Annotated in this window: 28 protein-coding genes and 1 other RNA gene; 11 read left to right on the forward strand and 18 right to left on the reverse strand. The window is 52.6% G+C overall.

The window, feature by feature from the left end; genetic code table 11:
- Positions 1-102 precede the first annotated feature (102 nt).
- From EH228_RS09080 to EH228_RS09100, 5 genes are all read left to right on the forward strand, one after another.
- The gene (locus EH228_RS09080; RefSeq protein WP_152321361.1) at positions 103-477 is read left to right on the forward strand and encodes a DUF1090 domain-containing protein; all 375 of its coding nucleotides are present in this window, start codon (positions 103-105) and stop codon (positions 475-477) included.
- 46 nt (positions 478-523) lie between these two features.
- Positions 524-829, forward strand: a complete 306-nt coding sequence (locus EH228_RS09085; protein ID WP_152321362.1) for an ElaB/YgaM/YqjD family protein — start codon at positions 524-526, stop codon at positions 827-829.
- Positions 830-831: 2 nt separating this feature from the next.
- Entirely contained in the window at positions 832-1,224 is a 393-nt protein-coding gene (locus EH228_RS09090) for a phage holin family protein (RefSeq protein WP_152321363.1), read from the forward strand.
- Complete coding sequence (locus EH228_RS09095) at positions 1,224-1,505, forward strand: YqjK-like family protein (RefSeq protein ID WP_152321364.1); 282 nt, start codon at positions 1,224-1,226, stop codon at positions 1,503-1,505. Before EH228_RS09090 ends, EH228_RS09095 begins: the two co-directional genes overlap by 1 nt.
- A 232-nt stretch (positions 1,506-1,737) precedes the next feature.
- Positions 1,738-2,127: a DoxX family protein gene (locus tag EH228_RS09100; protein ID WP_152321365.1), complete on the forward strand. Its 390-nt coding sequence runs from the start codon at positions 1,738-1,740 to the stop codon at positions 2,125-2,127.
- Between the two features lie 260 nt (positions 2,128-2,387).
- Here the strand turns inward: EH228_RS09100 and EH228_RS09105 are convergent, their stop codons facing one another.
- From EH228_RS09105 to EH228_RS09110, 3 genes are all read right to left on the reverse strand, one after another.
- Positions 2,388-2,687, reverse strand: a complete 300-nt coding sequence (locus EH228_RS09105; protein WP_152321366.1) for a hypothetical protein — start codon at positions 2,685-2,687, stop codon at positions 2,388-2,390.
- A 284-nt stretch (positions 2,688-2,971) separates the two neighbouring features.
- Entirely contained in the window at positions 2,972-3,103 is a 132-nt protein-coding gene (locus EH228_RS20645; protein WP_275065356.1) for a hypothetical protein, read from the reverse strand.
- Positions 3,100-4,002 (reverse strand): LysR family transcriptional regulator, encoded by a 903-nt coding sequence (locus EH228_RS09110; protein WP_152321367.1) that lies wholly within the window; start codon positions 4,000-4,002, stop codon positions 3,100-3,102. The genes EH228_RS20645 and EH228_RS09110 overlap by 4 nt, the downstream gene beginning before the upstream one ends.
- A gap of 123 nt (positions 4,003-4,125) precedes the next feature.
- Between EH228_RS09110 and EH228_RS09115 the strand changes: the two genes are divergently transcribed.
- Complete coding sequence (locus tag EH228_RS09115) at positions 4,126-4,830, forward strand: pirin family protein (RefSeq protein WP_152321368.1); 705 nt, start codon at positions 4,126-4,128, stop codon at positions 4,828-4,830.
- Between the two features lie 222 nt (positions 4,831-5,052).
- Here the strand turns inward: EH228_RS09115 and rnpB are convergent.
- Both rnpB and rsmI read right to left on the reverse strand, forming a co-directional pair.
- Positions 5,053-5,431, reverse strand: an RNA gene (gene rnpB / locus EH228_RS09120) — RNase P RNA component class A.
- A 32-nt stretch (positions 5,432-5,463) separates the two neighbouring features.
- A complete protein-coding gene (gene rsmI, locus EH228_RS09125) occupies positions 5,464-6,327 on the reverse strand; it encodes a 16S rRNA (cytidine(1402)-2'-O)-methyltransferase (protein WP_152321369.1) in 864 nt (287 codons plus the stop codon).
- Between the two features lie 62 nt (positions 6,328-6,389).
- Here rsmI and EH228_RS09130 point away from each other — a divergent pair, with 62 nt between their 5' ends.
- Genes EH228_RS09130 through dolP form a run of 4 tightly spaced genes read left to right on the forward strand, consistent with a single transcriptional unit; the run spans position 6,390 to position 10,102 of the window.
- A complete protein-coding gene (locus tag EH228_RS09130) occupies positions 6,390-8,546 on the forward strand; it encodes a penicillin-binding protein activator (RefSeq protein ID WP_152321370.1) in 2,157 nt (718 codons plus the stop codon).
- Complete coding sequence (locus EH228_RS09135; RefSeq protein WP_152321371.1) at positions 8,504-8,911, forward strand: YraN family protein; 408 nt, start codon at positions 8,504-8,506, stop codon at positions 8,909-8,911. Before EH228_RS09130 ends, EH228_RS09135 begins: the two co-directional genes overlap by 43 nt.
- Positions 8,912-8,928: 17 nt before the next feature.
- Complete coding sequence (gene diaA / locus EH228_RS09140; protein ID WP_152321372.1) at positions 8,929-9,519, forward strand: DnaA initiator-associating protein DiaA; 591 nt, start codon at positions 8,929-8,931, stop codon at positions 9,517-9,519.
- 10 nt (positions 9,520-9,529) lie between these two features.
- Positions 9,530-10,102 carry a division/outer membrane stress-associated lipid-binding lipoprotein gene (dolP, locus tag EH228_RS09145; RefSeq protein WP_152321373.1) on the forward strand — a complete coding sequence of 191 codons (573 nt, stop codon included), beginning with the start codon at positions 9,530-9,532 and terminating at the stop codon, positions 10,100-10,102.
- Between the two features lie 87 nt (positions 10,103-10,189).
- On the opposite strand, the gene EH228_RS09150 is transcribed toward dolP, so the two are convergent.
- The 12 genes from EH228_RS09150 to pmbA all read right to left on the reverse strand — a co-directional run bounded on the left by EH228_RS09150 (position 10,190) and on the right by pmbA (position 21,431).
- Complete coding sequence (locus EH228_RS09150) at positions 10,190-12,100, reverse strand: BglG family transcription antiterminator (RefSeq protein ID WP_152321374.1); 1,911 nt, start codon at positions 12,098-12,100, stop codon at positions 10,190-10,192.
- Positions 12,101-12,184: 84 nt separating this feature from the next.
- On the reverse strand, positions 12,185-13,330 hold the full coding sequence (locus EH228_RS09155; protein ID WP_152321375.1) for a lactonase family protein: 1,146 nt from the start codon (positions 13,328-13,330) through the stop codon (positions 12,185-12,187).
- Between the two features lie 62 nt (positions 13,331-13,392).
- Complete coding sequence (gene dagF, locus EH228_RS09160) at positions 13,393-14,133, reverse strand: 2-dehydro-3-deoxy-phosphogluconate aldolase (RefSeq protein ID WP_152321376.1); 741 nt, start codon at positions 14,131-14,133, stop codon at positions 13,393-13,395.
- Positions 14,130-15,251, reverse strand: coding sequence for a DgaE family pyridoxal phosphate-dependent ammonia lyase (locus tag EH228_RS09165; protein WP_152321377.1), 1,122 nt, complete (start codon positions 15,249-15,251; stop codon positions 14,130-14,132). The genes dagF and EH228_RS09165 overlap by 4 nt, the downstream gene beginning before the upstream one ends.
- Positions 15,235-16,368, reverse strand: a complete 1,134-nt coding sequence (locus EH228_RS09170) for an amidohydrolase/deacetylase family metallohydrolase (RefSeq protein ID WP_152321378.1) — start codon at positions 16,366-16,368, stop codon at positions 15,235-15,237. The genes EH228_RS09165 and EH228_RS09170 overlap by 17 nt, the downstream gene beginning before the upstream one ends.
- A gap of 78 nt (positions 16,369-16,446) precedes the next feature.
- Complete coding sequence (locus EH228_RS09175; protein ID WP_152321379.1) at positions 16,447-17,091, reverse strand: DUF4310 family protein; 645 nt, start codon at positions 17,089-17,091, stop codon at positions 16,447-16,449.
- Positions 17,092-17,104: 13 nt separating this feature from the next.
- Positions 17,105-17,881: a DUF4311 domain-containing protein gene (locus EH228_RS09180; protein ID WP_152321380.1), complete on the reverse strand. Its 777-nt coding sequence runs from the start codon at positions 17,879-17,881 to the stop codon at positions 17,105-17,107.
- A gap of 69 nt (positions 17,882-17,950) precedes the next feature.
- Positions 17,951-18,247 carry a DUF4312 family protein gene (locus EH228_RS09185; protein WP_152321381.1) on the reverse strand — a complete coding sequence of 99 codons (297 nt, stop codon included), beginning with the start codon at positions 18,245-18,247 and terminating at the stop codon, positions 17,951-17,953.
- A 3-nt stretch (positions 18,248-18,250) separates the two neighbouring features.
- On the reverse strand, positions 18,251-18,613 hold the full coding sequence (locus tag EH228_RS09190) for an SFCGS family glycine-rich protein (RefSeq protein ID WP_152321382.1): 363 nt from the start codon (positions 18,611-18,613) through the stop codon (positions 18,251-18,253).
- Positions 18,614-18,708: 95 nt separating this feature from the next.
- Complete coding sequence (locus tag EH228_RS09195) at positions 18,709-19,026, reverse strand: glycine dehydrogenase (protein WP_420841456.1); 318 nt, start codon at positions 19,024-19,026, stop codon at positions 18,709-18,711.
- 542 nt (positions 19,027-19,568) lie between these two features.
- Complete coding sequence (gene cybC / locus EH228_RS09200; RefSeq protein WP_152321384.1) at positions 19,569-19,952, reverse strand: cytochrome b562; 384 nt, start codon at positions 19,950-19,952, stop codon at positions 19,569-19,571.
- A 138-nt stretch (positions 19,953-20,090) separates the two neighbouring features.
- Positions 20,091-21,431 (reverse strand): metalloprotease PmbA, encoded by a 1,341-nt coding sequence (gene pmbA, locus EH228_RS09205; RefSeq protein WP_152321385.1) that lies wholly within the window; start codon positions 21,429-21,431, stop codon positions 20,091-20,093.
- A 169-nt stretch (positions 21,432-21,600) separates the two neighbouring features.
- Here pmbA and yjgA point away from each other — a divergent pair, with 169 nt between their 5' ends.
- Positions 21,601-22,140 carry a ribosome biogenesis factor YjgA gene (gene yjgA, locus EH228_RS09210; RefSeq protein WP_152321386.1) on the forward strand — a complete coding sequence of 180 codons (540 nt, stop codon included), beginning with the start codon at positions 21,601-21,603 and terminating at the stop codon, positions 22,138-22,140.
- A 92-nt stretch (positions 22,141-22,232) separates the two neighbouring features.
- Here the strand turns inward: yjgA and mpl are convergent, their stop codons facing one another.
- The gene (gene mpl, locus EH228_RS09215; RefSeq protein WP_152321387.1) at positions 22,233-23,603 is read right to left on the reverse strand and encodes a UDP-N-acetylmuramate:L-alanyl-gamma-D-glutamyl-meso-diaminopimelate ligase; all 1,371 of its coding nucleotides are present in this window, start codon (positions 23,601-23,603) and stop codon (positions 22,233-22,235) included.
- Between the last annotated feature and the right edge of the window lie 93 nt (positions 23,604-23,696).

The raw sequence follows: 23,696 nt of genomic DNA on the forward strand, positions 1-23,696 counted from the left end.
GCTTTCTGTTTTTTCTGGCTATGCTTACTGAGCTAGCCAAACCGAATTGTTACAGGATTAACAGGGGATTTCAGCGCCCAAACAATGGAAGGTGATATAAATATGAAATACCGTACGATTCTGGGACTCAGTCTTTTAACTCTGTCCACTTTTTCCCAGGCGACATCTTCTCTGTGCTCGCAAAAAGAGCAGGATATTCAGCATGAGATTGAGATAGCTCGTCAGCATAACAATCAACGTCGTGTGAACGGTCTGGAACGTGCGTTGACTGAAGTCCGTGGTGGATGTACGGATGAACAGCTGAAAACGCGACATCAGGAAAAGATTAAAGCGCATCAGCAAAAAGTTGAAGAACGTCAGAAAGCGCTGGAGCAGGAAAAAATGCATGGCAGTGACCGTGAGAAAATCGCCAAACGTGAAAAAAAGTTGGCAGAAGCAAAACGTAAACTAACGGAAGTCCAGGCTGCATCATACTAAGCATCCTGTGTCTGATTCATCACATTGATTACTGAAGGAGTTTTTCATGTCAAAAGATACCACGTCCGAACATTTGCGCGCTGAACTGAAAAACCTGGCGGATACGCTGGAAGAAGTGCTCAGCACTGGCAGTGAGAAATCCAAATCCGAACTGGATAAACTGCGCAGTAAAGCACAGAGTGCGCTGCAAGAGACACGAGCACGTTTGAGTGAATCGGGTGATCGTATTGCTAAAACGTCTCGCGAAGTGGTCGATCACGCTGACGTTTATGTCCGTGAAAACCCATGGACCAGCGTGGGTATCGGTGCCGCTATTGGTGTGGTACTCGGTGTCCTGCTGACTCGTCGTTAATAATGGCGAACGCTCAGCAAAGCCACGGCCCCGGCAAAGGGGTCATCAACATTGGACAGCGTATCATCACCGCCCTGGTGGGGGTTGTAGAAACACGGATACGACTGGCAGTGGTTGAGCTTGAGGAAGAAAAAGCCAGGTTGATTCAAATATTAATGATGGTTGGCCTGGCTATGCTCTTCACCGCGTTTGGTCTGATGAGCCTGATAGTCCTGATTATCTGGTCGGTGGATGTTCAATACCGTCTGATGGCTATCAGCATTACCACCGCCGTACTGTTCGCCCTCGCTATCATCTTCGGACTCTCGGCACTGACAAAATCGCGTCGTTCCACACTGTTAAGCAGCACTCGCAAAGAGCTGGAGTCTGACCGTAAGTTGCTGGAGGAGGAGTAATGAGCCGAAAACATGACGAGCGCAAGGCTGGGTTACTGCGCCAAATTCAGCAACAGCGCCTTGACCTGAGTGCTGAAAAGAAACTGTGGCTGGAGAGCACCGCCCGTTACGATCATGGCTGGCAGAAGTTGGTCGGGCTACGCCGCTACATGGCGGTTGGCAGCGGCCTGATGGCAATCTGGTCAATACGTCATCCACGTTTTATTACCCGCTGGGCCAGACGCGGCTTCTCTGCCTGGAGTACCTGGCGAATGGTGCGCAATTACCTGCCCCATCGTTAAATCAGTCCCCGACTTTCCCTACCTGTCTGACTGCCGGGCCAGTGGTTTCTGGCCTGTCTTCTTATATTCAATTTTACTGAAAAACATTAACAGTTTAACTCGCTTACAATAGTTCCCCAGGGCGAATATTATCTTCAGCAACAAAAGAGGGCTGGGTGTTAAAGACGCGCCAGTTCTGAATAGAACGTGACGGAAAAATCTGTCAGTCAGAGAAAACTTGTTGAGGATAATGATGAAAAAATTAGAAAATACTGGCATCCTGGTCGTACGTATTCTGATGCCCATTCTGTTTATCGTGGCGGGTTGGGGAAAAATAACTGGCTATTCTGCGACTCAGCAATATATGGAGCATATGGGCGTTCCGGGTTTCTTGCTGCCACTGACTATCCTGCTGGAATTGGGTGGTGGACTGGCGATCCTGTTCGGCTTACTGACTCGTTTCACCGCGATTGTCACTGCCGTATTTGCCCTGATCACCGCATTTATTTTCCATATCGACTTCAGTGTGGCGGGTAACGCTATCAACTTTATGAAAAATTTGACCATTGCCGGCGGCTATCTACTGCTATTCATCACCGGTCCGGGCGCTTACAGCATTGACCGCATCCTGAATAAAAAGTGATAATTTGCGACTGACAAATAGAAAGCAGGTCAATAAATCCTGACCTGCTTTTTTATGCTATCACTTAACTCATTCAAGAAGCAGGGCAAAAACGCTAAATCGTGTCCAAACAACATTTTCTCCACGCCGCCAGAGAAAAGGACTCAAGCCGAATCACTTATACTGTGATATATGATTCAACAGGTTGAGTAGCGTTAATACGCCTGATCCGTAAAACAGTCGGATATAGATATTTAATACCTGTAACGACAATTTAAAACTTATGCATCAACGGTGGTACTATTGGCTTTGATTTGTGAAATAGCATCAATACCGAAGGCAACAATTCCCGCAATACCGGTTCCCATATTGGTAATAGCACTGATTATATCTAAGTCTAAGATACTGCCGATGCCGTTGCCTAACTTAGCGGCCCCAGACACGGCATCAGTACTCAGCCCACCAGCAGCGGTACCCGCATCAACAATGCTACCAATTGCAGAACCAATGGCCTCACCCAGAATGGCAAACAAACCTGCACCAGAGATATTTTCAATTTCCTGAACACTTAATTCACGCATAATCTTCCCTCTATTAAAGTAATATCCATACTTACAGTAACACTCATACACCTTATTATCAGTGCAAGGTGATTTTAATAAATAAAAAACAATAAAGTCAAAAAATAATCGAATTTTATCATCGTCATTTTATTATAAAAAAACAACCAGAAAAAACAAAGGCGGAGTCATTATAAAAACAAATAAATTATCACTTATAAACTCCAGTAAAGTCGTTTAATTTTATACTTACACGACAATGAAAAAACGAGACACCGCTATAAACACGCCTGGTCAGCCTTTCGTCACTGAATAACCCCAATGGCAACGTCAGCATCACCGGTAAAAACGGCTTCCGGCGCAAAAACCTGTACATGTCGCCCGACAGCCCCTGGGCACAACACACCCGGCATCAGCCCGGCTAAATCGGATGTCATCCCTGACGCTTTGCCAGCAGTTTAGGGATCTCCCGCAAGCACCAGGCTTTAGCCTCCCCCATGCTGTCACGGCGCCACGCCATAATAATATCCATATCGCGTTTGTATTCCGGGCTGACCACGCGCAACCGCCCTTCCGCGATGTCTTTTTCGACCATCGGGTAAGGCATGGAAGCGACACCGAGACCCGCCAGCAAAGCCCGATGTTTATCTTCTATCGAACTGACGGTCAGGCGCTGCTGTTTGTCCAGCAGTTGCACGGTCAGTACCGGCCGCTCACGAGCGGTATCCGCCACGGCAATTCCCCGGTATTTCACTCTGGTGGCTTCAGAAAGCGGCTCGGGCTCATTGTGAATAGGGTGATCCGGGCTGGCGACAATCACGCTTATCATGCTGTAGAGCTTGCGGGTATTAACCTCTGAAGAAGCACGAAAATGCATCTCCGGCGCGATGACGATATCCGCACGCCCTTGTTCCAACCGCTCCCAGGCGCCAGCCAACACTTCCGTTACCAGCGAGATCTGCGTATTGGCCCTGGCGGCGAGCTTTTCGATCAAGGGAAAAAGGGGTTCACTGGGTACCAGTGATTCAGTCACGATGGTGAGATGGGTTTCCCAACCACGTGCCAGCGCTTCTGCATCGGCGGTCAGCTTGTCTGCGGCTTCCAGCAGCACTCGCCCTCGCTCCAGCAGCATACGCCCGACATTGGTGAATTTAGTACGGTGACCTGAACGATCAAACAGCACCACATCCAGCTCTTCTTCCAGTTTTTGCATGGTGTAGCTGAGAGCGGAGGGAACACGGCCCAGTTCATCGGCAGCGGCGGCGAAACTGCCCCGGCGATCAATAGCATCCATCACACGCAACGCTTCCAGCGTCAGGGCTCGGTCTTTACCCATAGCAATTCTCTGTCAGGAATTTTGAATGTACCCAGCAGATTAACTGGCTAACAATCTGACGTCCAGAAACTTACCATAACCCAATAATAAACGGTCGGAGATAACATCGACCGGGGAGGACTTATGATTACCAGCCGCAGCGCACAAGCATGTGGCAAAGCTGATTACGGCTGGCTACAGGCGCGTTACACTTTTTCCTTTGGACACTATTTTGACCCCAAACTGCTGGGCTACGCATCCTTACGCGTACTCAATCAGGAAGTGCTGGCCCCGGGGACATCCTTGCAGCCGCGAACCTATCCCCCGGTCGACGTACTGAATTTGATTTTACAGGGCGAAGCGGAATACCGGGACAGCAACGGTAACCATATTACCGCCCGGACGGGGGAAGCATTGCTGCTTGCCACCCAACCTAACGTGACCTGGTGTGAATTTAACCTGAGTAAAGAAAAACCACTGACACGGATGCAACTCTGGCTGGATGCCTGTCCGGAGCATGAAAATCCCGTGCTACAGCGCGTACAGATTGCCGAAAACGCTCGCCATACGCTGCTGGCTTCACCCAACAGCGCTGAACACAGCCTGCAACTGCGCCAGCAGGTCTGGGTGCATCACGTGATGCTGGAAAGCAACGAGACGCAGACCATCAGACTACAAGGCTCACGCGCTTATCTGCAATCGATTCACGGCAGCCTGTATGCGATTACCCATTCTCAGGGCAAAGAAGAGCTGGAGTGCGGCGATGGTGCGTTTATTGGTGAAGAAGAGAGCGTCACACTGCTGGCGAAAACGCCATTACGCGCACTGGTCATTGATTTACCCGTGTGACAGATTATTAGCCAGTGGAAAGCCGCCCTGTAATCAGTTGCTCGTCTTCACCAGTAAATGCCAGAACAGCGCGGTTGTCTTGTCTCGCCTGACGCCTCATCAGCTTTTTATTACGCTGGCACCATTACATCAGACATGGATGAGGATAATAACAATACGGTTACTGTATCCCAAAATGCAAAAAACACCGTTGAGATACAACAACCTATTGTTTTTAAAGAAGTGTGAAGCTGACCGGTAAGCCGGGTTCTGTCGTGGACAGTCATTCATCTAGGCCAGCAATCGCTCACTGGCTCAAGCAGCCTACCCGGGTTCAGTACGGGCCGTACCTGGTGAACCCCTATTTGGCCTTGCTCCGGGTGGAGTTTACCGTGCCACGAACTGTTGCCAGACGCGCGGTGCGCTCTTACCGCACCCTTTCACCCTTACCTGATCCCACTAATGGGCCATCGGCGGTTTGCTCTCTGTTGCACTTGTCGTGGGCTTGCGCCCCCCAGGCGTTACCTGGCACCCTGCCCTGTGGAGCCCGGACTTTCCTCCCCTTTGTCTGTCTCCCCCCGAAGGAGGACGGCAACAAAGCGGCGACTGTCTGGTCAGCTTCGGCGCGGATGATAGGGTATTCCGCGCACTTTGTCACCCCTGTTGCTGCTCCAGTGCATATTTATACAGCGCATTCTTTTTAACTGAATGGATTTCAGCGGTCAGTTGAGCGGCTTTTTTCAGCGGCAGTTCCCGCTGTAACAGCGCCAGAGTCCGCAAAGCTTCAGGCGGCAGTGCATCCTCCCCGGCATGAAATCCTTCTACAATCAGCACCATCTCTCCCTTGCGGCGATTTTCGTCCTCCTGTACCCACGCCAACAGCTCGCCAACCGGCGCACCGTAAATCGACTCCCAGGTTTTGGTGAGTTCACGCGCCAGCACCACATAACGTTCGCCGCCCCATACCGCCACCATATCCTGTAAACTCTCCAGCAGACGGTGGGTCGATTCATAAAAGATAATCGTGCGTGGTTCCTGCTCAAGCGCACGCAACGTATCGCAGCGACCCTTACTTTTAGCGGGCAGAAACCCTTCGTAACAGAATCGATCTGACGGAAGTCCCGCGGCGCTTAATGCTGTAATCGCGGCACAGGCGCCGGGTAAAGGGACCACTCTGATGCCAGCTTCACGGCAGAGTCGGACTAAATGGTAGCCCGGGTCGTTAATCAGCGGCGTACCGGCATCAGAAACCAGCGCGATGCTTTGCCCGTCCCGGAGCTTTGCCAGTAGCATTTCCGCTTTTTGTTGTTCGTTATGATCATGCAATGCGAACAACCGCGCATTGATGGCGAAATGTTGTAGCAACAGCCCGGTATGACGTGTATCTTCCGCAGCGATCAGATCGACGTTGGTAAGCACCGCCAGTGCACGTTGGGTGATATCGCCCAAATTACCAATCGGAGTTGGAACGATATAGAGCGTACTGGCAGAAATATCTGCTCGATCGTGTTGTTTCATTGTTTGATCCGAATTGCCGATTTAATATTGAGCATCTTGAAAAAAACATCACTGGATACAGTATGCTTCCTTCGAAAGTCACTCATAACAAAGCAGGACGCTGCATGCCTGTTCTGCTGGCCGCCCTGATTTTTACCGGGTGTACCAGCCAAAACCCACAGACGCCAGCGGTGAATGTGCAAGGCGCAGCCACAGGCACCTCCGACTATTATCTGCAGCAGATGCAGCAAAGCTCAGATGATAACAAGGTTGACTGGCAATTACTCGCTATCAGAGCGCTACTGAATGAAGGGAAGATCCCCCAGGCCAATGAGCAACTTGCCAATCTGCCACAGACACTGAGCGATACTCAGCACCAGGAACTCCTGTTGTTGCAGGCGCAACTGAAAGTGACGCAGCAGGATCCCGTCGGTGCTGGACAGTTGCTGAAGCAGATTGACAGTGACTCGCTGTCGAAAGATCAGCAAGCGCGTTACTTCCAGTTGCTGATCGCCGCCAACCAGGGACGTCCTTCACTGGATGTCTTACGCGCCTATATTGCGCAGGAGCCACTGCTACAAAACCCGGCCGATAAGCAAAAAAATATTGATGCGACCTGGCAAGCGCTGGTGCAAATGACGCCTGACCAGATCAACAATATCGTTATCAACGCCAGCGAGAATACGCTACAGGGCTGGCTGGATCTGCTTAGCGTCTACAAAGCCAACAGCAGCGATCCTGACATGCTGAAAGCCGGGATCAGCGATTGGCAGACACGTTATCCGTACAATCCGGCGGCGAAGATGCTGCCAACGGCGCTGGGCCAGGTGAAAAACTTCCAGCAGTCTTCAACCGGTAAAATTGCGCTCTTGCTGCCACTGAGCGGCCAGGCACAGATCTTTGCTAACGCTATTCAGAAAGGCTTTAACGACGCCAAAAACGGCGTGCAGCCCCAGGCGTCAACCCCAGCGACAGCGCAATCTACCCCGGCACCTGCCGATACCGCCGGCCCGGCAGCTAACGCGGCGCCAACCGATCCTAATGCCGTCGTCAGCCCTTCCGCCGCACCGACGCAAGGCAGCGCAGCCAATCCAGTTACCGCTCCCAGCGGAACGCCTGCAACACCACCGTCTGCCGTATCTGCGGCAACCAATCAAGACGGTAGCGGTAGCCCGGCGGTGACCGATCCTGGCGCGACATCACCGACTGCTCAGGGGGGTAACGTAGCGGAAACGGCGCCACCATCCAGCATCACGCAAGTGCAGGTTTATGACACCAGTTCCCAGCCGATTGACCAGGTGCTGGCCCAGGCGCAGAAAGACGGTGCCACACTGGTGGTGGGTCCTCTGATCAAAACTAACGTTGAGCAGTTGTCCTCGGTACAGACACCGCTGAATATCCTCGCGCTGAACGAACCTGAGTCAGTACAGTACCATCCGAATATTTGCTACTTTGCGCTTTCTCCTGAAGACGAAGCGCGTGATGCCGCCCACCATATGTGGGATCAGGGCAAGCGTTCCCCCCTGTTGCTGGTGCCACGCAGTTCTTTAGGTGACCGTGTTAGCAACGCTTTTGCTGAAGAATGGCAAAAATTGGGGGGCAATACCGTGTTGCAGCAGCAGTTTGGATCGACGTCTGAACTGAAACAGGGGATCAACAGCGGTGCGGGTCTGCGCCTGAGCGGTACGCCGGTCACCACGCAACCGCAACAGCCGCAGGGCGTGACGATAGCGGGCCTGACCATTCCAGCCCCGCAGAGCCCGCAACCCACTGCAGGCGGTGATACGGGTGGTAACGATGGCGATGTGGATTCCGTGTACATCGTGGCGACGCAGGATGAGATGGCATTGATTAAACCGATGATCGCTATGCGCGTCAGCAGCCGTAACATGGTACAAATATATGCCAGTTCCCGCAGCTTCCAGGCTGGATCAGGCCCGGATTACCGTCTGGAAATGGAAGGTGTGCAGTTCAGCGATACCCCGCTGCTGACCGGCGGCAACCCAGCTTTGCTGCAACAGGCGGCAAAAGACTTTAACAATGACTACTCACTGGTTCGTTTGTATGCGATGGGCGTGGATGCCTGGACGCTGGCCAACCACTTCAATGAGATGCGTCAGTTGTCAGGCTTCCAGCTCAAAGGGGAAACCGGCACACTGAGCGCCACAGCGGATTGCGTCATCAACAGGAAGTTAACATGGAGCCAGTATCGCCAGGGATTGATCGTTCCGGTCTCCTGAGTCGGCAGCAAATGGGCGCGGGCGCTGAACAACAGGCCCGCCGCCTGCTCGAACAGGCAGGACTGACTTTTGTGGCGGCTAACGTCCGTTTTCGGGCCGGAGAAATCGACCTGATTATGCGCGACGGGCAGACATGGGTTTTCGTCGAGGTACGTTATCGCCGCAACGCCTTGTTTGGTGGCGCGGCTGCCAGCGTCACTCGCACTAAACAGCGGAAACTGTTAAAAACCGCCGCAATGTGGTTAAGTCATCGCCGGGAGAGTCTGGAAACCGCAGATTGTCGTTGCGATGTGGTTGCCATAACCGGTGCCAGAGTTGACTGGCTGCCCAATGCTTTTTCTGCGGAGTCAACGCTCCGTTATTGACAGACCAGGTGAAAGAAGTGCTGGAAAGAATCAAAGTTTGCTTTACCGAAAGTATTCAAACACAGATCGCAGCGGCGGAAGCGTTACCGGATGCGATCTCACTCGCAGCGATGGCCATGGTCCAGTCGCTACTGAACGGCAACAAAATTTTGAGTTGCGGCAATGGGGCCTCCAGCGCCAACGCCCAGCATTTTGCGGCCTGTATGATTAATCGTTTTGAAACTGAGCGCCCCAGTCTGCCCGCTATCGCGCTCAGTGCTGATAACGTACTGCTGACAGCAATTGGTAATGATCGCCTGCATGGCGAGATTTACGCTAAGCAGGTCCGGGCGCTGGGCCATGCCGGCGATATTCTGCTGGCCATCTCAACGCGCGGCAACAGCCGCGATATTGTGAAGGCAGTGGAAGCCGCAGTGACGCGCGACATGACTATTATTGCGCTTACCGGCTATGATGGCGGCGAGCTCGCCGGTTTACTGGGCCCACAGGATGTGGAAATTCGTATTCCCTCGCACCGAAGCGCGAGGATTCAGGAAATGCATATGTTAACCGTAAATTGCCTGTGCGATTTAATCGATAACACCTTGTTTCCTCACCAGGACGTTTAAAGGAGTTTAAATGAAGGCATTACCCGTAATTGCCGTGGTGCTTACCGCGCTGATGTTACAAGGCTGCGTAGCCGCGGTTATCGGCAGTGCTGCGGTAGCGACCAATACCGCCACTGATCCTCGTTCTGTAGGTACTCAGGTGGACGACAGTACGTTGGAACTGCGCGTCAGCAATGCACTATCCAAAGACCAACAACTCAAGACCAATTCGCGCATTGTTGTGACCGCCTATCAAGGCAAGGTCTTGTTAACCGGCCAGTCGACGGCGGCTGACCTGGCCAACCGGGCGAAGCAAATCGCGCTTGGCGTGGATGGTACAACCGCTGTCTATAATGAAATTCGTACCGGCGATAAAATCAGCTTCGGCACCGCGTCTTCCGATACCTGGATAACCACCAAAGTCCGCTCCAGGCTGCTGTCGAGCAATGCGGTAAAATCATCTAATGTGAAGGTGACCACCGAGAATGGCGAGGTGTTCCTGTTAGGTCTGGTAACTGAGGCGGAAGCGAAGGCGGCGGCGGATATTGCCAGCCGCGTCAGTGGCGTGAAACACGTTACTACCGCATTTACTATTCTGAAATAAGCACTAACCCAATCGCCCGCGAACGACCTCTGCGCGGGCGGTATCATTTTTATCCTGACACCCCTTTGAGGTCTGTTCTGCTTGCGCTTATAACCGGCTTAAACAATCCATCGCCACCGCTTTGAAACTGGCGAAATCCTTGCTATCGCGCAGCCGCGTCATCGCCCTTTCGCGCATAAAGGTGACGAACAAATCGTAGATCGCCATGGCTTCTTCGTACTCGGTTTTACTGATAGCCAACAGGAAAATCACATAGGCCGTTTCTTCTCCCCAGGCAATTCCCTGCGGAGCCAGCACGGTATAAACCACGGTTTTTTTCGCCAACAATCCCAGTGAGTGAGGCAATGCAATCCCCTCGCCCAACATGGTGCTGACTATCGCCTCACGCTCCTCGACGGAAGGATAAAAATCCCGATCCACGACCTCTTCATCCTCCAGTTGATCGCACAGCATGCGAAACAGCTCAGTCTGACTCATCGGCTGGTCAATAATGCGAAAGTGGCTGGCATCAAAGAATTTTCCCAGCATATAAGGCCGGGTGCGATCCACCAGCACCAGTTTGCCTATCTGCTCCAATTGAAACTCGGTCGGAAACGGTGACATCACCACCACCGGTTTGTCCTTCTCACTCAGCCGCGTGGTCGAGATAACAAAGTCTTCTTCAATACTTTCATACTGCTCGTACTCACGCAGTGAAACAATATTACTGACGATTACCTGCGGATACTTGCGCATCAGTATCGCCTGAATCATCCGTACCGTAGAGTTGCCGGTATCACACACCAGCAGGATCTGCGGATGACGCTGATAACCAACGTTATAGTGACGCTCCAGCCCAACGCCAATATGTAACACGAGGAACCCAATTTCATTCTCGCTGATCACGTAAGGGGTATATTTCCCCCAACTGGAGACCGCCGCCAGGGTCACATCATAAGCCATCGGATAATGCTGCTTGATATTCGCCAGCAGCGGATTGGGAATGTTGATCTGGTAGCGCACCCGGGTAATCATCGTCTTGATGTGCGTCAGCAGGTCCGCCCGCAGTTGCGCATCGTTTTGCAAATTGAAGTTATAGTGCGTGTTGATGTAGCTGAGGATGTAATTGACCAGCGATTCACCATCATCGGGGCTGATGGCGCTGGGGGCGATGTCCTCAATTCGCCGGGCGGCAATATTCACCCGCAAGTACGCTTCTTCCGAGGGGGAAATCGCTTTGCCGGTGATGGGCCGCAGCAGGTTAATGATATGCCTGGCGGCATCACGGACATCACCGTCGACATCTTCCGCGCTGAAGTCCGATAGCGGATAACCTTCGCTGATGCGCCGTACCGCCACCGCGCAGTAGAGGCGCAAATAAAACTCGCTATCATCGCTCACCCGGATGTTAAAGCGGCTCAGGCACTGGTGCAACAACGGCTGGAGCCTGTCCAGCATGCCGCGGTTGAGCGCTTCCAGCTTGAGCAACGGATCTTCGCTGTCCTCCTGGGCAATCTGATACATCAAATCCGTCAGGCAGGTACGGATCGACACTTCACTGCCAAACAGCTTCATGCCATAACGCGGCTTGGTTTCAATCGCCAGTTGATAACGTGCCAGCCACTCTCTCACTTCAGCCATATCACTTTGCAACGTAGCGCGACTCACAAACCACTCATCGGCCAGATCTTCCAGCTTCAGGGAAAAAGCTGAAGTGAGAAAACGGGTTAACAGGTAACGTACGCGAGCGACCGATGTGCGCGGAATACGCAGCTGGGAGGGCGCCTGCTGCTGCAGCAAGCGGTAGCGGGAAGCATCTTCAATTTTGATCTGGTAACCTTCGCCACGATTCAGCACAAAGCGCACGCCGTGGTCAGACAGCAATTCATTCAGGGTGGTGATGTCGGTACGCACGGTGCGCGTGGACACCGCAAAACGTCGCGCCAGTTCATCCTGGGGCAACGTCTCGTTTTGTAACATTTCAAACAGTTGCGCAAGGCGTTGGTTAGGGAATCTCAAGTCTGCTCCTGTAGATAAATAAATCAAATCGGGCGGATAAGAGGGGGGACCTCACTGTGCGGATTTTATCCGCCCATAACCAGATTACGGTGTTAACACCAATTGCGAAGGTGCACCCACCGCGGTGTAATCATCAGCAAACGACAACGCGCCACTGGCAGCATCAACGTGAAAACGGGTGATGTTATCGCTGCGTTGGTTCAGCGCATACAACGTCTTACCATCCGGTGACAACGTCAAGGTGCGGGTATAATCGCCACGCGTCCAGACATCGTCCTGGTGGCTCAGCGTCCCGTTGGTTGCAATAACAAAATGCGCAATGCTGTTATGCAAACGGTTCGCCACATAAAGGTTTTTACCCTGCTTATCGATAACCAACCCGGCTGCAAAACTGGTGCCCTTATACCCCGCCGGCAACGCCGAAACCGTCGCCGCCTCGCTTAACGTCCCGGTTTTGGCATTAAACAAATAATGCGTCAGAGTCGATGCCTCTTCATTAATCAGATACAAAGACTTACCGTCAGGACGGAACACAAAGTGCCGCGGTCCTGCCCCGGCGGAAGACGCGGCAATCCACGCGGGCTTGTTGGCCAGCAGCTTACCATCTCGACTCAGACGATACTGGTAGATACGGTCCAGTCCCAGATCGGTGGAGAAAACAAACTTGCCGGAAGGATCGCTGGCGATCATATGCGCGTGTGGCCCGTTATGATCGCTGACGGCAAAACTGCCTTCCACTGCCGCTGCCGGTTTAGCCGCGCCTGCCGGCCCCTGATCCTGCTGAGTATCACTGGCCTCTGCCAGACGGCCGTCGGCCATCACCGGCAATACGGCTTTGCTACCGCTAACATAGTTCGCCACCAGCAGGAATTTACCGTCAGGCGTCAGGGAAAGATAGACCGGTCCTGCCCCTTGCGAACTGACCTGATTAAGCATTTTCAGGCTGCCATCCTCATTGATGGCATAAGCCACTACCACACCCTTCTCACTCTCGCTGGCGACATACAACGTCTTCCCTCGCGCATCGACCGTCAGTTGAGCCGGATTCGGCAAGTTGCTGACCCGTGTTTTATCACTCAGCGCGCCGTTTTCGGGATTAACGTGGAAACGGTACACACCTTCACCGTTAGGGTTGTAAGTACCAACATAAGCATACTGCGCCTGGGCGGCCAGGGGAGCCGTCGCCATCAGGACTAAAGACATTGCGGATATCAAAGACCAGTTACGCATGGTACTCCTCGCTCAAAGGATAAACATCAGAAGTGGCGGGCAAAACGCCCGCCAGGAAAAGGCTACCCCACCCTTTTTTTGGTCATTGCCAGCAGGGCGCTGACATCGGCCGGGCGGGTATGACCCGTCGCTTTATCGATTATCGAACTGTAGATATGCGGTATTATCTTGCTGACACCGGCGTTCAACGCGATTTGCAGGATTGCTTCATAGTTCTGCAGATCGATACCGCCGGTAGGCTCCAGCCAGAAGTCCTGTTCTGCGCAGGCTTTTGCCACCGCTTTAAACTCATCAATGGCTTTCAGTCCGCCCATTGGGAAATATTTCACCGAGCTGCCGCCCATGTCTTTCAGCATGGCGATAGCCGTTTCAACCGGTACGATACCGTCAGCGGCTTTTGCGCTGAGCGGCCCGGTAGAGATCTTGACCATACCTGGCGTACCAGTTGGTGAAATCAATCCATTTACCACGGTCTGATCCTGCCCCAGCAATGCACGACTGGTCGCCACACCGGTGAATACCTGGTTCACATGCTGTGGCTGTATTTCAGCAGAGATGGCGCTGACCATCGCTGACTGGTTTGGATCACCCGCGCCCAGACCAACCGACAGCGCATTATCGATAAGTCGGGCATAGTCACGCATATCCGCCACCGCGCTCGCCACACTGTCATAGTTTTTCGACAGCACGCCAACCAACACATGGCCTTCCGCCGCTTGCCAGATCTCACGGGCGTTATCTTTCGAACCGGCCAGCACATTCAAACACACCCGGTCCTGGTAAAATTTTGGGGTCAGCGTCATGCGTTTTTCTCTCCTGATAACAACGATTTGATACAAACAAAAATGGTGTTCAATTGCTCAACTGACACGCTGCGGACATCCACCTCCACAATCCCTTCGTTGGCCTTGTAACCCCGGAAGTAAATCGCGATGTCACCCATTTTCAACGCCTGCACCACCTCACCGGTTGTGATGCCGATCAGCGCTTCGTCAAAATGAATTTCCGCTCGCGCGATGTCACGGCCCGCGGCATCCCACACTACGCGTGCGCTGATGCCGTTCAGAGCATTCAGGTTATCGATAAACGGCGTCATTTTTTCCACCATCTGCGCACCGGAAACCTTTTCCTGCACCAGATAATTTTCAATCGCCTGGGTCAGGCCAAGAATGCCCTCCTTACCCACCTTCATCGCCCGGCCGATACCCATTGATTGCCGTTTCACCCATTCGACATAGCGTTTACGCCCCATCACCAGCCCGCTGGTTGGTCCTTCAATGGCCTTGGCGCCACTGTAAATAACCAGATCAGCGCCATACTGGTAGTAGCACTGCAGATCTTCTTCGGCGGCAGCATCCACAATCAGCGGTACGCCGTGCTTACGGGCGACAACCGCGGCCTGTTCAACGCTGAGATGGCTTTTCTGCACGCAGTGGTGGGATTTGATGTAAAGAATGGCCGCTGTCTGTGGCGTGATGGCGGCAGAAAGTTGATCAGCAGAACATTCGTTGGCGTAACCGGCCTCTACCAGCCGCCCGCCGCCCATCGCTACCATTGTGCCCACCGGCGCGCCAAAGTTAACGTTGTGGCCCTTCGGCAGCACGATGTCATGCGGCACGGTCAGCGGCGCGGAGTGCAAGTTTTCCAACAACCAGTCGTCGTCTTTTACGATAACAGCCGCGACGGACTGGGCGATGCCGGCGGAAGCGCAGGACACCACTACCGCGTCTTCACAGCCCAATAAATTAGCGATGTAAGCACCGGTCTTGTTAACCAGATCTTTGATTTCAAAATAGTGATTGAGACCGTATTTCACCGTCTCGACCACATCCGCGGACGGAGTGGATACACCAAGGATAGTCATGCGGCCGGAGGCATTAATAACCTGTTTTAAGCCATATTTTTCATAGATCGAAGACATGATGCTTTTTCCCTTCATCGGTAATAAACCACTGCCCGCTTACCACGGCGACCAGTGGCATCAGTTGTTTCTCACCTGTGACCGACACGCCTTCGGAGTCAGTAAACAGACACGTTTCTTCTTTGACGTCAAAAATAGTCAGGTCCGCGTCATAACCCACTGCCAGTCGTCCTTTATCGTGCAGCCGCAAACCTGCCGCCGCATTGACCGTCACACAGTCAATGATTTGAGGCAGCGTCATGCCTACACTGAAGAATTTGGACATCACATGGGCCAGGGTATACACCGGACCATTGAGACGATTGCGGCAATAAATATCAGAGCTGATGGTATGCGGCAGGATCCCCTGCGCGATGGCGACTCGCGCCACTTCGAAGCTGAAGCTGGCGGTGCCATGACCAATATCCAGACGAACACCGCGCTGCAAAGCCCGGCTGATCGAGGCTCTGAGTTCGCCGGCTGGCGTCAGAATACGATTAGGCTTACCGTTATAGCAGTGGGTAATGATGTCGCCACTGCTCAGTAGATCGGCGATTTCATCCAGATCGGGCGGATTATTGCCGATATGCACCATCAGCGGTAAATCGCCGTTTTCGTGCTGGATCTCTTTTGCGCAGTTCAGCGGTTTAATGCCGTTCGCACCAACCACGCTGCTGCTCATCCGGGCCTTAATACCAATGATGAATCCCGGCAGGCGCTGTATAGCATCACGCACACCCACCTTATCGATCTGGTTCATATCCGCCAGTTCGTTCTGCGTAACAATACCCGTACGGGAAATATTCAACAGGGCATAAACCTGGGTACTGGCGCTACGGGTGAGCTGATAAAAATCATCAACATCGTTCGCGCCAGTGCTGCCGGCATCCACCACCGTGGTGACGCCTGTCGCCACCCCGATTTTGTCCGCTTCATCGTGATAAATGGGCGATTTGGGATAGCAGTGCACATGGGAATCGATCCACCCCGCGCTCAGCCAGTAACGTCCGGCGAGATCGCGCTCTTGCACGGCATGGCCTTTTACCTCACCCAGCGCGGCAATTTTACCGCCGTGGATGGCGATATCAGTCAAGCTGCCGTCAGACAGTCGTGCCCGGCGGATGATCAGATCAAACATGACAAACTCCTGTATTACCGGATGCTCAACACATCCATCGACGCGGTTTACCCCACCGCGGGTAAACCGCTTGTGACCTCAGAGTGCGACCGGGAAAATAGCCCCCAGCAGCATTGCGCCCAGAATGGCGCCACCGGTAATGGGTTTGTTCCAGAGATAAAACAACAGCGCCCCAGCCAGTGAACCCAGACCAATCGGGATCGAGGCCGTCATCGCCGACAGGATAATCAATGGTCCGAGGAAACGGCCGGAGGAGTTGCCAGCCCCCATCATCACATCGGCCCCGTAGGTGGAGTCGCTATTATTAATGGTGAATTTACGCGCCAGGATAATCACATAACCAATCGCTACGCCCAGCACCAACCCTGTCACCAGTGAGGCGGCAAAGTTCGCTACCGGGTAGACAATACCCGCCCCCAACAGCAGAGCGGGTACGCCCAGACCAATACCGGTCTGAATAGCACCACCGATATCGAGGATCCCCACCAGCGACCCTTCAATAATACGGGCAAACAGAAAGCTGGCTCCGAAGGCGGCCACCGCACCGTAGACCCCTGTTTCCATGCCGGAACGCAGCATTGAAACAAACGCCACTTCATTAAACGCGCCCAACCCATAGACGTAGTACATGTGCGTACCCGCGAACACACCGGCAGAGAGCAACCCGACAAAAATCGGGAAAGACCAGTCGGCATACCAGAAACCGCTTTTTGATGCTTCCATTTTTAGGCTCCTCTTATTTACCGCTCAGGGTGTTGTGGATAATCTCCAGCCAACCGGGGACGCCCAGTTGGAAGGACTGCAGCATTTTCATATCGAAACCGCGGAAGAAGCCGCTGAGAACAAAGAGCAGCACAATAGCCAGCATCATCACCCTGGTGACTTTGTTCCAGCCACTCTCTTCCACCCCTTTACCGATCAGGATACCCAGCACCAACCCGGGTACGGCGTTCCCCATGATCAATTGCGCCAGTCCGCCAAAGATGGTGGCCCAGAAACCGGATTTCTTGCCGGCATCGATAGCCGCCAGCCAGAAGATAACCGGCATCACAGTGTTAACCAGCAGGTTAGCCGCAGGGACCAGTACTTTAACCGCCGTCACCTGCAAAGCCGCCGGAACCGCCGACGCTGTAGAGTTAAGAAAAGCGACCACGATCATGCCGATGATGCCGCAGGCAAACGCCATTTTTTTCGGATTGTGCAGCGTTTCAGCCACATTACGGTTTTTCACCATCAACGCGGCGACGCCCCAATGTGGGATAATGCGGTGATCAACATCCTGAGTGAACGAACCCGCCGCAACAGAAGAAGCCCAGGCGTTAAAAAAGAACCCCAGACCAAATGAGAAGTGAGAAGCCGGATCGCCTTCACAGGAATTCAGTTCACCCAGTGTACGAAACGCTCCCATCCCCTGTGTCGTTGGTGCATGAAACATGCGCGCAGCGCCTGCGCCAACACCCACACCGACCAGACCGCCGATAATGAGCGATTTAAAGAGAATAATTAAAAACATCAGTCTTTCCTTTCAGGCTTACGCCAACGTTTTTTAATCATGGTTATTGCTGCCCTTACGGGCAGGGCTTTATTGCGTGATGAAATCGACTTTATCAACATCGATAACGCTCACGATGACGGTAACCTCCAGCTCAATGCTGTAACTCCGTCGCTCTCTCGCCAGGAAGAAAAACAAAAACTTCTCCGTCCTGACGCCCTCCCGCGCCTGAACCACTTTTACATCCTGTGGTTCAATGCGCAGCAGAACCTTGTTGGTCGATTTCAGTAGCGTGTTCTGTACCCGGCTAAGAGCGTCGGAAAAGGCTCTGGCTTTACTGTCGCCCTTGCCACTGACCTTCACCGTGGTAGTGAATTGCTCTTTCATCGATCAGGCACCATGCTTCTTAATCCACGCCTGCACCAGACGCTCACCCAGCTCTTCTTTGTCCATAAAACCGAAACCCAGGACCGTTGCCCCTTCATTAATGGCGGTCACCCCTTCATCAATGGAGCGCATGCCGTATTTCGCTTTATAGCCATGCTTGTTCTGTGCGGTGATAGCCCCTGCGCCGCCGCTACCACAGAAAGAAATACCAAAAGAGGCGCCTTCCGCTTTCATTGCGTCGCCCAATTTCATGTCTGCGGCCACGCCCGGTACCACCACCGCTTTTCCGCCTGCTTTCTCCACGCCGGCAGCCACTTTCTGACCTTTCCCTAAACGATCGCCGATAACTACGATGACTTGTGACATGTGCTTTTCCTTAATTTATTGGGGTTTCAATTTTTATGGCGAGTGGAATGCCTTTCGCTACAACATCGGATCTGTAGGTGCGCTCATTCGCTCCGCTACTGGTTCTCTTTCGCCACTTCAAAGTGGACGGACAGCAACCAGGCCTCTTCTTTCGGCAGATTGCCAAACAGATCAACCACCTGCTGCGCCAATGACATCGATTCAGGAGAAATGTCCTCAAAAAGCTCCGCTTCTACTTCTGGCAACGGTTCGCCAGTCAGTGAGCGTAGAGCCATCGCCCGCACATGCGAGGTCAACATCTGCTGTTGTACGGCATTGGGAATAATTTTTCTGGCGATAAATAATTCAGCAATTTGGGCCATCACTTTATCCGCCAGTGCCTGGATTGCCTGGTCATTTTCTGCTGTATTCACCGATACCGCTCCATTCTTCACACTACGCCCCTTATTTTCCGTTTCGGTTCAAACACGGAACCTTGTTTATTCGCGATAGAAACAAATTAGCGCTGGTCGTTCTGCCTGTGTAGACCCATTTTTTCCACTTCGAAGTGGAAATCGCAGCGCGGGATGCGATCAGCCCCACAAAAGCGTTGTTTTGTGCGTAAAACCCCTATAAATCGGACAAATATCACGACAATGAACAAAATTTCGCTAATTTAATGCAATACAAGGAAAAATGCCGCAAAGATCGATAAGCGTTTAGGGCGTGGTATAGGAAAAACTTATAATTAAAAACGCAGGTGCGGGGGATTAAAAACGCTATTAGATTTTTTGACCTGCAACGCGAATAAGTTTAAAGAAATCAGAAAGCAGCATATCGCCTGAAATAACGATCAGAGGGGAATGTTGGCCCTTTACATCTGCCATATATAATCGTTATATCTTCGTCCCGGAGAAATTAATGTTGCTAAAATACGGGCTCATTTGAGCCCGTTATATATGTTGCGGCTCAGTAATTAACGGAATTTTTTATGGTTGGCATCGCGGGTCGCGGCAAATTTCTTCGCCTCTTCTTTCGCTCCAGCCATATTCCCGGCATTAGCCAATTGCATACTGGCGTCAATCTGTCCGATCAGCGTGTCGAAGCCCGCGCGAAAGTCCTGCATTTTCGGGCTGTTGGCAGGCTGACCTTTCAGCTTGTCCGGCGTTTGTTTTTTGCCATCTTCAGCCGCACCACGCATCTCAGTGAGCGCTTGCTTAAACTCGGCGACATTATCAGTTTGGGTCACAGTAAAGTATGAACTTTGCAACATCGCCATATCGTCGGCCAGGTCAGCCAACGCCGGGAGACTGGAGCACAACAAAGACGTCGTCAATATGGCAAGTAAAGTCTTACGCATTGCTCAATTCCTTATTTTCAGTTCAAAAAATACCGCCAAAGGGGTGACCGGATGGCCTCTCCCTATTGGATCTGAAGCGGGTGCAGCCCAAAATACCCGGCCTTTTTGTCCTGCACCCTGAATTATTTTGGCTATAAATTATTGTCCGGCGATTTTCATTTCCGGGATCAGGACCGAACCACACTGAATATTGCTGCGGGTTTCAATATCACTCCCCACGGTGACGATATTACGCCACATCTCTTTCAGGTTGCCCGCAATGGTGATTTCACTGACCGGATACTGAATTTCTCCATTTTCTACCCAAAAACCGGCAGCGCCGCGCGAGTAGTCGCCAGTGATACCGCTAACGCCCTGTCCCATCAACTCGGTGACCACCAGACCCGTCCCCATCCTCTTTAGCAACTGGTCAAAACTGTCCCCCTGGCCGGCAATACGCCAGTTATGGATACCGCCTGCGTGGCCCGTGCTTTTTAGTCCCAGTTTACGGGCCGAATAGCTGGTCAACAGCCAATTTTGCAGTACGCCATCTTTAATGATGTCACGCGCTTCAGTACGCACCCCCTCACTGTCGAACGGTGCAGAAGCCAACCCTTTCAGCAAATGAGGCTGTTCGCGGATCGTCAACCATGCCGGCAAAATTTGCTGGCCCAGTGAATCCAGCAGGAAGGTGGACTTACGGTAGACACTCCCCCCACTGATGGCGCCCACCAGATGACCAAACAGACCGGTCGCCACTTCCGCTACAAATATCACCGGTGCTTTCATGGTGGAAAGCTTACGCGGCGACAAACGCGCCAGTGTGCGACGCGCACACTCTTGCCCCACCCACTCAGGCGACTTCAGGTCAGCGAACTCACGGCCAATGGTGTAAGCGTAGTCGCGTTCCATATCGCCCTTCGCTTCTGCAATCACGCTGCTGGAGAGCGAGTGACGACTGGAAGAGTAGCTCTGGATCATCCCGTGGCTGTTACCAAATACTTTGATGCCGACATGACTGTTAAAGCTGCCGCCTTCAGTATTGGTAATGCGCGGATCGGTTTTCAGTGCCGCCTGCTCGGCCCGCGCGGCCAGATCAATCGCCCTGTCCGGATCAAGATCCATGGGATGGAAAAGATCCAAATCCGGCGCGTCAAACGCCAACAGATCACGATCCGCCACGCCTGCGCAAGGATCAGGCGAGGTATAACGGGCAATATCGATCGCCGCCTGTACCGTACGCCTGATGGCATCCGGGCTGAGATCGGTTGAAGACGCGCTGCCTTTACGCTGCTGATGGTAAACAGTGATGCCTAAAGCGCCATCGCTATTGAATTCGACGTTTTCCACTTCGCCGTAACGGGTACTGACGCTGATGCCAGTGGTTCTGGTCACCGCGACCTCCGCACCATCGGTACTGGTTTTTGCCAGTTCGAGTGCTGTTGCCACCGCCTGTTCAAGAGTTTTACGCTGTTCTGCAACTTGGGAGAGTAATTTCATCGACCTACCATATAATTAACAGAGGGTTTCTCTGGCTGGCGTCAGATAGCCAGATTTCCGGACTCTTTCGTGATTAAGATGTATTTGAGTCTAACAGACTCAGAGAACAATTTCGCAGTAGCCGTATAACCTGATAGCATTAGCCTCTTTTTTAGGGAGCCTTCCATTCATGACCAAACAGCCCGACGACTGGCTCGATGATGAACCAGATAACGAAGACGACGATGACGAGATTATCTGGGTCAGTAAGAGTGAAATTAAACGTGACGCCGAAGAGCTGAAACGTCTGGGAGCCGAGTTAGTGGATCTGAGTAAAAATTCACTGGATAAGATCCCTCTGGACGAAGAACTGCGCGACGCCATTGAGCTGGCGCAGAAGATCAAGAAGGAAGGTCGGCGTCGTCAGCTCCAGTTGATCGGCAAATTATTGCGTTCCCGTGAAGAAGATCCGATCCGCCAGGCGCTGGATAAACTGAAAAATCGTCACAACCAGCAGGTGGCGCTGTTTCATAAGCTGGAAATGCTGCGCGATCGTCTGGTCGCTGAAGGTGATGACGCTATGTCGGAGGTATTGGATCTGTATCCAAACGCTGACCGCCAGCAATTGCGTCAATTGATTCGCAACGCGCAGAAAGAGAAAGAAGCCAGCAAGCCACCGAAAGCCTACCGCCAAATCTTCCAGTATCTGCGTGAGCTGGCTGGAGCCTGAGAATGGCAAAGAGGGGATGCATGAGCACCTGCCTCTACAGATGTTGAGCATCAGGGGCGGAATACATTCTGCCCCTGGGCCTCAGGCAAACATCAATCAACAGCCTTCAATTGCGTCAGCCGATCCAGCAGTTTCTGATGAATCCCGCCAAAACTACCGTTGCTCATCACCAGTATGTTATCGCCAGTCTGGGCGGTTTTGGCGATCATCTCCACCAGCGCATCGACGTCAGCACTCCAGTGAGCGGGTTGCACACAAGCATCCGCCACTTCTGAGACCTGCCATGGAATATGGTGCGGCTGGAACAGGAAAACTTCATCGGCGCGGCCCAATGCCGGTGCCAGATCCTCTTTGCTGACCCCCATTTTCATGGTATTTGAGCGCGGCTCCAGTACCGCCAGAATGCGTGCGGTCCCACCCACTTTGCTACGCAACGCGGTCATGGTCGCCAGAATCGCGGTAGGATGATGCGCAAAATCGTCATAAACCTTCACGCCATTGGCTTCACCACGCAGTTCAAGACGGCGACGAGCGTTGATAAAGTCGTTCAATGCACGACCCGCCTCTTCCGGCTTCACACCGACATGCCGTGCCGCCGCAATCGCCATCATGCCGTTATGCATATTATGCTCGCCCACCAATGCCCAATCCACTTCAGCCACCTTCATGCCATCCAACCAGGCTTCCCAATGCGAGGCATCCGGCGTCAGTTTCTTCGCCTGCCAGTGTCCGCCATCGCCGATGCTCTCCTGTTCGCTCCAGCATCCCATTGACAGCACCTGTTTCAGGTTAATGTCATGTTCCGGCACGAGGATCTTGCCGCTTCCCGGCACGATACGCACCAGGTGGTGGAACTGACGCTGAATAGCCCGTAGATCGTCAAAAATATCGGCATGATCAAACTCAAGGTTATTAAGGATCAGCGTACGCGGACAGTAATGCACAAATTTTGAGCGCTTATCGAAAAAGGCACTGTCATACTCATCAGCTTCAATAACAAAAAATGCGCTTTTTCCTAAAGTGGCCGAGACCTCAAAATTTCCTGGCACACCACCAATCACAAAGCCCGGTTCAAGGCCGCAAGCCTGTAAAATCCATGCAACCATACCGGCGGTCGTGGTTTTTCCGTGGGTTCCCGCAACAGCGACCACCCAGCGGTCTTTTAGCACAAAATCATGCAACCATTGTGGGCCAGAGAGGTAAGGGATATTACGTTCAAGTACCGCTTCAACACAGGCATTCCCACGGGTCATCGCGTTACCGATGATGACCAGGTCGGGAGCAGGGTTGAGCTGTGAAGCATCATAACCCTGAATTAAATCAATGCCCTGCTTTTCTAAAAGCGTGCTCATTGGCGGATAAACATTGGCATCGGCGCCTGTCACTTCATGCCCCAGGGCGCGAGCCAGCATCGCCAGCCCGCCCATGAAAGTACCGCAAATACCGAGGATATGAATACGCATAAAAGATCCGTTTTCTGGAATGTTCGGCGCACAGTGTACCGTCACCTTCGTGCGGAAGAAACGGATTTACCCTATGTTCTTTACCTGGCATTC

The organism is Erwinia endophytica (assembly GCF_009295515.1).
Taxonomy (GTDB): domain Bacteria; phylum Pseudomonadota; class Gammaproteobacteria; order Enterobacterales; family Enterobacteriaceae; genus Erwinia; species Erwinia endophytica.